Here is a 7,193-nt window from a genome sequence, read left to right as displayed (position 1 = left end):
TTCGTCCTGGGGGTGGGGGGGGCAGCGGGGGGGGGGGGGAGGGGGGGAACGAGGCCGCCTGGTGATATACCGCGCGGCTACCGGGGGTTTCTCCCCCCCCCGCCATCGCCCCACGGCCGCGAGCGAAACCCCGCGACCCGACACCTTTGCGTCACCCCTCAATAGAACCCGAAACGCCACTCACGACCACCTGTACCGAACGGTCACCGCGCGGGGAGCAGGTAGAGCTGCTGCGTGCCCATCCAGGGCGAGCTGATCGTCCAGGTCGCCAGTGCGTTCGGTGGCGGCGTTTTCCGGGTGGTGGCCAGCACGAGATCCGGGGTCGCGGGCGGGACGCTGTGGTCGAAGAACCGGAAGTTCGCTTCCAGCAGGGCCTTGCCGAGATCACTGCTGCGGTTCTTCGTCTCGACGATGGCAGGGTCGACCGAGCCCCGGTCGGAGAACTGGTCGACGATGTCGCAATCGCAGGCGTAGGCGAGCCCGCCGACCTCGCCGGCGCTTTCCACCTTGCGCCCTTTGGTCAATTCCCCCAGTCGCGCGCCGATCTCGCGGTACTCGTCGGACGCGGCGTGGTTGCTGGTGATCGGCGCGAACCGGCGCGGCAGCTCTGGGGCCGCGTACGCGAAAGCGCTCACGAGCAGGAACGCGCCGGCGAGGATCCTCGCACCGAGCCGCGCGCGACCGGGTACGACGCAGGCAGCGGCGGCGAGGAAGATCGTCGCGCCGGTGATGCTCGGCGCGTAATACCAGTGGTACGGCGGGACGTTGAGCCAGCAGTAGGCCAGATAGTGCGCCGCGCCGGCGATCGCGAGGGTCGCGAACGGCAGCAGCCGCTTCGCCCGTTCCGAACCGCGCCGGAACTGGAACGTCCACAGTAGACCGGCGAGCCCGCCGAACACGAGCGGCAGAAAGGAAAGCGTCGCCGCGACCGGAAAGTTGCGCCAATACAGCAGCGGGCCGTTGGTGAAGCTGAAATGGCCCCACGAACGCTGCATGATCTTGATGACCAGGGTGTCCGGCACCGCCGAACCCAGCACCAGCCAGCTGAACAGGAACCACGGCAGCATCACCGCGAGCGCCGCGAACGTCATCCGCCAGATGCCCGCCCAGAACCCGCGGCGCGCGAGGAACAGGACGAAGGCGATCAGCAGCAGATCGATCCGGATCAGCGCGATCAGGCCGAGCACCGCGCCCGCGGCGGCGGGCCTGCGTTCGTGCAGGAACACCATCAGCCAGACGACCGCCGTCGCGCCGAGGGCGACTTCGAGGCCGACCGACGACAGCAGCAGCGGGTTCACCAGCAGCAGGCCCAGTGCCAGCGGGGCGAACCAGCCCGGGAGACCGGTCGCCGTGCCGATGCGGCGCAGACCGAGGACGAGCACCACCTGACTGGCGACGAAGACGACCCCTGCCGCGAAGACGGCGTCTCGGACGATGAAGGTGACGAGTGCCAGCACGAAGACGTTCAGCGGCGACGTCGCGGTGTTGGCGGTGCCCTCTTCGATCAAGCCCCAGTGGCCATGGAAGGCGAGGTTCTTCGCATACGACAGCGTGATGTACGTGTCGTCGATCAAATGCCCGCTGGCCAGCACGAAAACCAGGGCCGAAGCCACGGCCGCCCCGGCGGGAAGCACCCAGGGTCGGGTGAGGACGGCGGTTCCCGGCAGCGCACCGGAAGCCTGGGGCAGATCAGCGGAGGCGCTTCGCATCCCGGACACCGTACACGGTGTCGTGATGATTCCGTTATCTACCCACCGTAGGACCGGTCACGCCGGCGGTGCCGATGATCCCGCCGCCGAGGATGAAGCCGAGGAGGCCGACCGCCACCAGTTGCGTCCCGAGGTGCCCGGCGAAGCGCCGGAAACCGCCCTTCGCGGGCGAAGCCTGCTGTGCGGGCCCCCAGCCGGGCGGCGGCCCGGCAAGAGCGGCGGCCGGAGTCTCAGGGGGTTTCTTCGAGGTCTCGGCCGGCTGCTCGACCGTCTTGTCTTCGTCTTCGGACGGCCGCTGCGGGTCGCTCATCTTTCGCTCCCAGGTCGATGGGGGGCGGGCGCGGTGCCCGCCCCCCATCACCGAGGATGCGTGCGCATCCTGTGGACGCGCCGTGTCCGAGCTGTCGAATCAGAGATAGAACGACAGGAACAGTGTGACCACCCAGCTCGCGCCGAGCACCTGGAGCACGCGGTCCTTGAGCGCGATCTCCTCCGGCTCGCCCGCGTTGCCGCCGTCGACGTCGACGGCGTAGCGCAGCACGGCCACCACGAACGGGACCATCGAGACGATCGCCCAGACCGAGTCGCGCTCGACCTGGCGGATCTCGAACGCCCACAAGCAGTACGACATGATCAGGATCGCCGCGGACGTCGCCCAGACGAACCGCAGGTAGCTCGCCGAGTACTTCTTGAGCGAAGACCGGATCTTCGCCCCTGTGCGCTCGAAGAGCATGATCTCGGCGTAGCGCTTGCCCGCCACCATGAACAGCGAGCCGAACGCGGTGACCAGCAGGAACCACTGTGAAAGCGCGATACCCGCGGCCACACCACCGGCGATCGACCGCATCAGGAAGCCCGAACCGACGATGGCCAGATCGACCACCGGCTGGTGCTTGAGGCCGAAGCAGTAGCCGAGCTGGACGGCCTCGTAGACCGCGAGCACGACCGCGAGCTGCCAGCTGGCGAGGAACGAGATGCCGAGGCCGGCGGCGAAGAACACGCCCGCCGCGACGAAGGCCACCGGCACCGGCACGATCCCGGCCGCGATCGGCCGGTTCCGCTTGGTCGGGTGGGCCTTGTCCGCCTCGACGTCGATCGCGTCGTTGATGAGATAGACCGAGGAGGCCACCAGCGAGAACGCCGCGAAGGCGATCACCGCGGCGATCAGCAGGCCGGTCCGGTCCGTCGACTTCGAAAAGGCGAAGAACGGTGCGGCGAACACCAGCACGTTCTTCACCCACTGGCGCGGGCGTGCCGTCTTGATGATGCCGCCGACGAGACCGCCGGCGACCTTCTTCGGTTCGGCGGCCTCTGTCGCGGCCACGGGTTCTACGTCGTCAGGCTTCGAATCGGCCTTCTCGGTCGTTTCACTCATCGTCGCTTCAGCTTCCTACGTATCAAGCCGCCGACTACGCCCCCAAGGGCAGCTCCGGCCAGTACGTCGGTCGGGTAATGGACGCCGAGGACGAGCCGGGAGGCCAGCATCGGCGGTACCAGGGCCGGGACCAGGTTACGCCCGGTCAATCCGGAGTAGAGCACCGCCGCCGCCGTAGTGGAGGTCGCGTGCGAGGACGGGAAGCTCAGCTTGCTCGGCGTGGAGACCAGGACCTCGACGCTCGGGTGGTCCGGTCGCGGCCGCCTGACCACGCGTTTCACCGCGATGGAGGCGGCGTGGGCGCCGACGACGCCCGCCGCCGCGATCAGCCAGTCCTTGCGGCGCTTCTTGTCGACCGCGGCCCCGACGAGCCCCAGCGCGAACCATCCCGCGCTGTGCTCACCGAAGTGCGAAAGACCACGTGCCGCCTTCACCGTGACGTCGCTCTTCAGGACGCCCTGTGCCTTCGCGAGAACCGCCACCTCACCGGTGGGAACGCCCTTGTCAAGCATCGAGGGATCCGTCCAGCGGCGCGCCATCGGTCAGGTGCGGCGCGATCTTGTTGTCGAACGCGGTCAGCGCGGAGCCGATCGCCATGTGCATGTCGAGGTACTTGTAGGTGCCCAGCCGCCCGCCGAACAGGACGTTGCGCTCCTTGGCTTCGGTCTTCGCCAGCTCCCGGTAGGCCTCGAGCTTCTCGCGGTTGTCCGGGGTGTTGATCGGGTAGTACGGCTCGTCGGTTTCACCGGCGAACCGGGAGTACTCGCGGAACACGACCGTCTTGTCGTTCGGGTAGTGCTTGCGCTCCGGGTGGAAGTGCCGGAACTCGATGATCCGGGTGTAGGGCACTTCCTGGTCGTTGTAGTTGACGACCGAGGCGCCCTGGAAATCACCCGTCTCGACGACCTCGGACTCGAAGTCCACGGTGCGCCAGGTGAACCGGCCCGCGGAGTAGTCGAAGTAGCGGTCCAGCGGCCCGGTGTAGACGGTCGGGGTACCGGCGGGGATGTGCTCGCGGACGTCGAAGTAGTCGACGTTCAGCCGCACCTCGATGTTCTCGTGCTCGGCCATCTTCTCGAGCCACGCGGTGTACCCGTCGACGGGCAGGCCCTCGTAGGTGTCGTTGAAGTACCGGTTGTCGAAGGTGTAGCGGACCGGGAGCCGGGTGATGATGTCGGCGCCGAGGTTCTTCGGGTCGTTCTCCCACTGCTTGGCCGTGTAGCCGCGGATGAACGCCTCGTAGAGGGGGCGGCCGATCAGCGAGATCGCCTTCTCCTCGAGGTTCTGCGCGTTCGCGGTCTCGAACTCCGAAGCCTGCTTGGCGATCAGCTCGCGGGCCTCGTCCGGCGTGTGCGACTTGCCGAAGAACTGGTTGATCAGCGCCAGGTTCATCGGCAGCGGGTAGACCTGACCCTGGTACTTGCCGAACACGCGGTGCTGGTAGTTCGTGAACTCGGTGAAGCGGTTGACGTACTCCCACACCCGCTTGTTCGAGGTGTGGAACAGGTGCGCACCGTAACGGTGCACCTCGATCCCGGTCTCGGGCTCGGCTTCGGAGTAGGCGTTGCCACCGAGGTGGTGGCGCCGCTCCAGCACGAGGACCTTCTTGCCGAGCTCGGCCGCGGCCCGTTCGGCAACGGTCAACCCGAAGAAACCGGACCCGACCACGATGAGGTCGTAGCCGGTGAAATCGGCTTCAGTAATCTTGTCGGGGTTCGTGTGCGCGCTCACGGGCGTCGAGGGTACGCACGTCGACTCCGTGCCCTGCAGCGAGCACCGGTTTTCACCTTCGACAGATACATTTAGGAAGCAGTGCCTACTCCGGACACCTTTTGGTCGTACTTCGGTGCGACCCTGACCTACCTGGCCGTTCTGGCGATCCCCGGCGGGCTCGTCGGCCGGGCCGCCGGCCTGCGCGGCTGGGCCCTGGCAGGCCTGGCCCCGCTGCTGTCCTACACGGTAACCGGACTGGCCGGTCCGTGGCTGGCACTCGCTGGCGTGTCGTACAACCCACTGACCGTGGCGGGCGTCACGGCCGTGCTCGCCGGGCTCGGCTTCGGGCTCAGAAGGCTGGGCCAGAGCCGCGGCTGGATCAAGCCGGGCGCCGAGGAGCCGCCGACGAAGTGGCACCCGCGTGCGCACTACGCCGTCGCCGCCTGCGTCGCGCTGGCCGTCGGACTCTCGATCCTCGTGGTGCTCTCGGCCCGCGGCGGCACGATGGCGGTGTTCCAGCGTTGGGACACCGTGTTCCACGCGAACGGCATCCGCTACATCGCCGAGACCGGCGACGGCTCGCTGACCGGCATGGGCACCATCAACTGGTACCCGGACGGCTCGTTCTACCCGAACGCGTATCACCTGGTCGGCTCGCTCGTGTACTCGATTTCGGGGACGACGATCCCGGTCACGCTGAACGCCATCACGATGCCGGTCGCCGGGATCTTCGCGCTGTCGATGGTCGCGCTGATCCGCCAGCTCGGCGGGCGCGCGGTGTTCGCGGGCTGCACGGCGCTGGTGGCCGCCGCGGCCACCACCGGCGCGTACGAATCGGTGTCCAGCGGGCTGCTGCCGTTCGCGCTGGGGATCGTGCTGACGCCACTGGCCGTGGTCGCGCTGGCCCGGTTCCTCGCACGACCCGGCCTCGACACGGGCTATGTGCTCGCGCTGACCGCTGTCGGGCTCCTGGCGGCGCACTCGTCGGCGTTGTTCGGCGCGCTGCTGTTCGCCTTCCCGCTGGTGGTGCAGCGCTGGTACCGCGCGCTGCGGCACAAACGGCTCGACGGGGTGCCGGAAGGCCGCGGCGGCTGGCGGGTCATCGGCGGCGACGTCGTGAAGATGGTGCCGGTGATGGTGGGGAGCGCGCTGCTCGCGGCACCGCACATTCTCGGCGCCCTGAAATTCACTTCGGGTTCATACCCTTATCACGCGTGGGGCTCGGACCTGCCGGTGGTGAAGTCGCTGGCGCTGCTGGTGACCTTCCGGCAGGTGCTGAGCGCTCCGCAGGTGTGGCTGACGGTGTTGCTGGTCATCGGTGTCCTGAGTCTGTTCCGGCTCGGGCGGATGCGCTGGATCGGGCTCGCCGCGCTGGGCTTCTCGGTGCTGTTCGTGCTGGTCGCGTCGTTCGGCGCCGAACCGTGGGTGATCTCGCTGTCGCGGCCGTGGTGGAACGACCGGTACCGCCTGATGGCGCTCGCCGCGATCCCGCTCTGTCTGCTGGCCGGGCACGGGATGGCCCAACTGCAGCGCTGGTTCGCGAAGTGGGCGAGCGGGCGGTCCTGGGTCAAGAGCAGGCCCGCCCTGCCCGCCCGGCTCGGACTGGCGACCGCCGTGTCCGTCGTCGCCGCGTCGGCCGTGCTGACCAAGGGCTTCTACACCGAGTCGAACGCGCACGCGGTGTCGTTCCTGTACTACAACGGGCCCGAGGGCGAGGTCACGCCGCCGGTCGGCGCCGACGAACTGGCCGCGATGAACGAGCTGGCCAAGATGGACATCGGACCCGACGAGAAGGTGCTCAACGAGCGCTCCGACGGGACGGCCTGGCTGTACGCGATCACCGGCATCCACCCGGTCGCCGGGCACTACGACCCGGGCGTGCCGCCGCCGGACGCGAAGTATCTGGCGCTGCACTTCCGGGACTACGACACCGACCCCGAGGTGCGGGCCGCGGTGAAACGGCTGAACATCAAGCACGTGCTGATCGGGAGCACGCCGATCAAGATCGGCGAACCCCCGGCGCCGGGGCTGCGCGATCTGGACGGGCTGAACTTCCTGCGCAAGGACTTCGGCAACGCGGGCGCGTCGATCTACACCCTGACCCGCTGAGGTCCGTCTCCCGCAGGGGGAGCGACCACACGTGCGCCGAGGCGGAAGACGCGTGCGTGAAGCCGGAACTCGCGTGTCTCCCGCCGGAACTCGCGAGTTCCGTCTCCAATCACGCGAGTTCCGCCTCTGATCACGCGAATCCCGGGTCTGGACACGCGAATCGCGGCCAAAGATCAAGGCTCGGGGGGGGGGGGGGGGGGGGGGGGGGGGAGAGAGAAAACGCCACCCCCCCCTCCCCCCCACGCTGGCGACGCAAGGGGGGGCAGTCTTGTCCGCCACCACCTCCT

The 7,193-nt window shown here is 68.4% G+C and carries 6 protein-coding genes; 1 reads left to right on the top strand and 5 read right to left on the bottom strand.

The annotated features are described in order from the left end of the window. Positions 1 to 203 precede the first annotated feature (203 nt). The 5 genes from ACZ6DT_RS04445 to glf all read right to left on the bottom strand — a co-directional run bounded on the left by ACZ6DT_RS04445 (position 204) and on the right by glf (position 4,815). A complete protein-coding gene (locus tag ACZ6DT_RS04445) occupies positions 204 to 1,709 on the bottom strand; it encodes a hypothetical protein (protein ID WP_465588448.1) in 1,506 nt (501 codons plus the stop codon). A 34-nt stretch (positions 1,710 to 1,743) separates the two neighbouring features. Beyond that, complete coding sequence (locus ACZ6DT_RS04440; RefSeq protein WP_465588445.1) at positions 1,744 to 2,019, bottom strand: hypothetical protein; 276 nt, start codon at positions 2,017 to 2,019, stop codon at positions 1,744 to 1,746. A gap of 99 nt (positions 2,020 to 2,118) precedes the next feature. Further along, positions 2,119 to 3,084 carry a decaprenyl-phosphate phosphoribosyltransferase gene (locus tag ACZ6DT_RS04435; RefSeq protein ID WP_465588442.1) on the bottom strand — a complete coding sequence of 322 codons (966 nt, stop codon included), beginning with the start codon at positions 3,082 to 3,084 and terminating at the stop codon, positions 2,119 to 2,121. Further along, positions 3,081 to 3,596 (bottom strand): phosphatase PAP2 family protein, encoded by a 516-nt coding sequence (locus tag ACZ6DT_RS04430; protein ID WP_465588440.1) that lies wholly within the window; start codon positions 3,594 to 3,596, stop codon positions 3,081 to 3,083. Before ACZ6DT_RS04430 ends, ACZ6DT_RS04435 begins: the two co-directional genes overlap by 4 nt. Further along, positions 3,589 to 4,815, bottom strand: coding sequence for a UDP-galactopyranose mutase (gene glf, locus ACZ6DT_RS04425; protein WP_465588437.1), 1,227 nt, complete (start codon positions 4,813 to 4,815; stop codon positions 3,589 to 3,591). Before glf ends, ACZ6DT_RS04430 begins: the two co-directional genes overlap by 8 nt. An 81-nt stretch (positions 4,816 to 4,896) precedes the next feature. On the opposite strand from glf, the gene ACZ6DT_RS04420 reads away from it, so the two are divergent. Continuing rightward, positions 4,897 to 6,906, top strand: coding sequence for a DUF6541 family protein (locus ACZ6DT_RS04420; protein WP_465588434.1), 2,010 nt, complete (start codon positions 4,897 to 4,899; stop codon positions 6,904 to 6,906). The last annotated feature ends 287 nt before the right edge of the window (positions 6,907 to 7,193 follow it).

Source organism: Amycolatopsis sp. NPDC041971, assembly GCF_055588925.1.
This window is presented reverse-complemented; position numbering and strand designations above follow the sequence as displayed.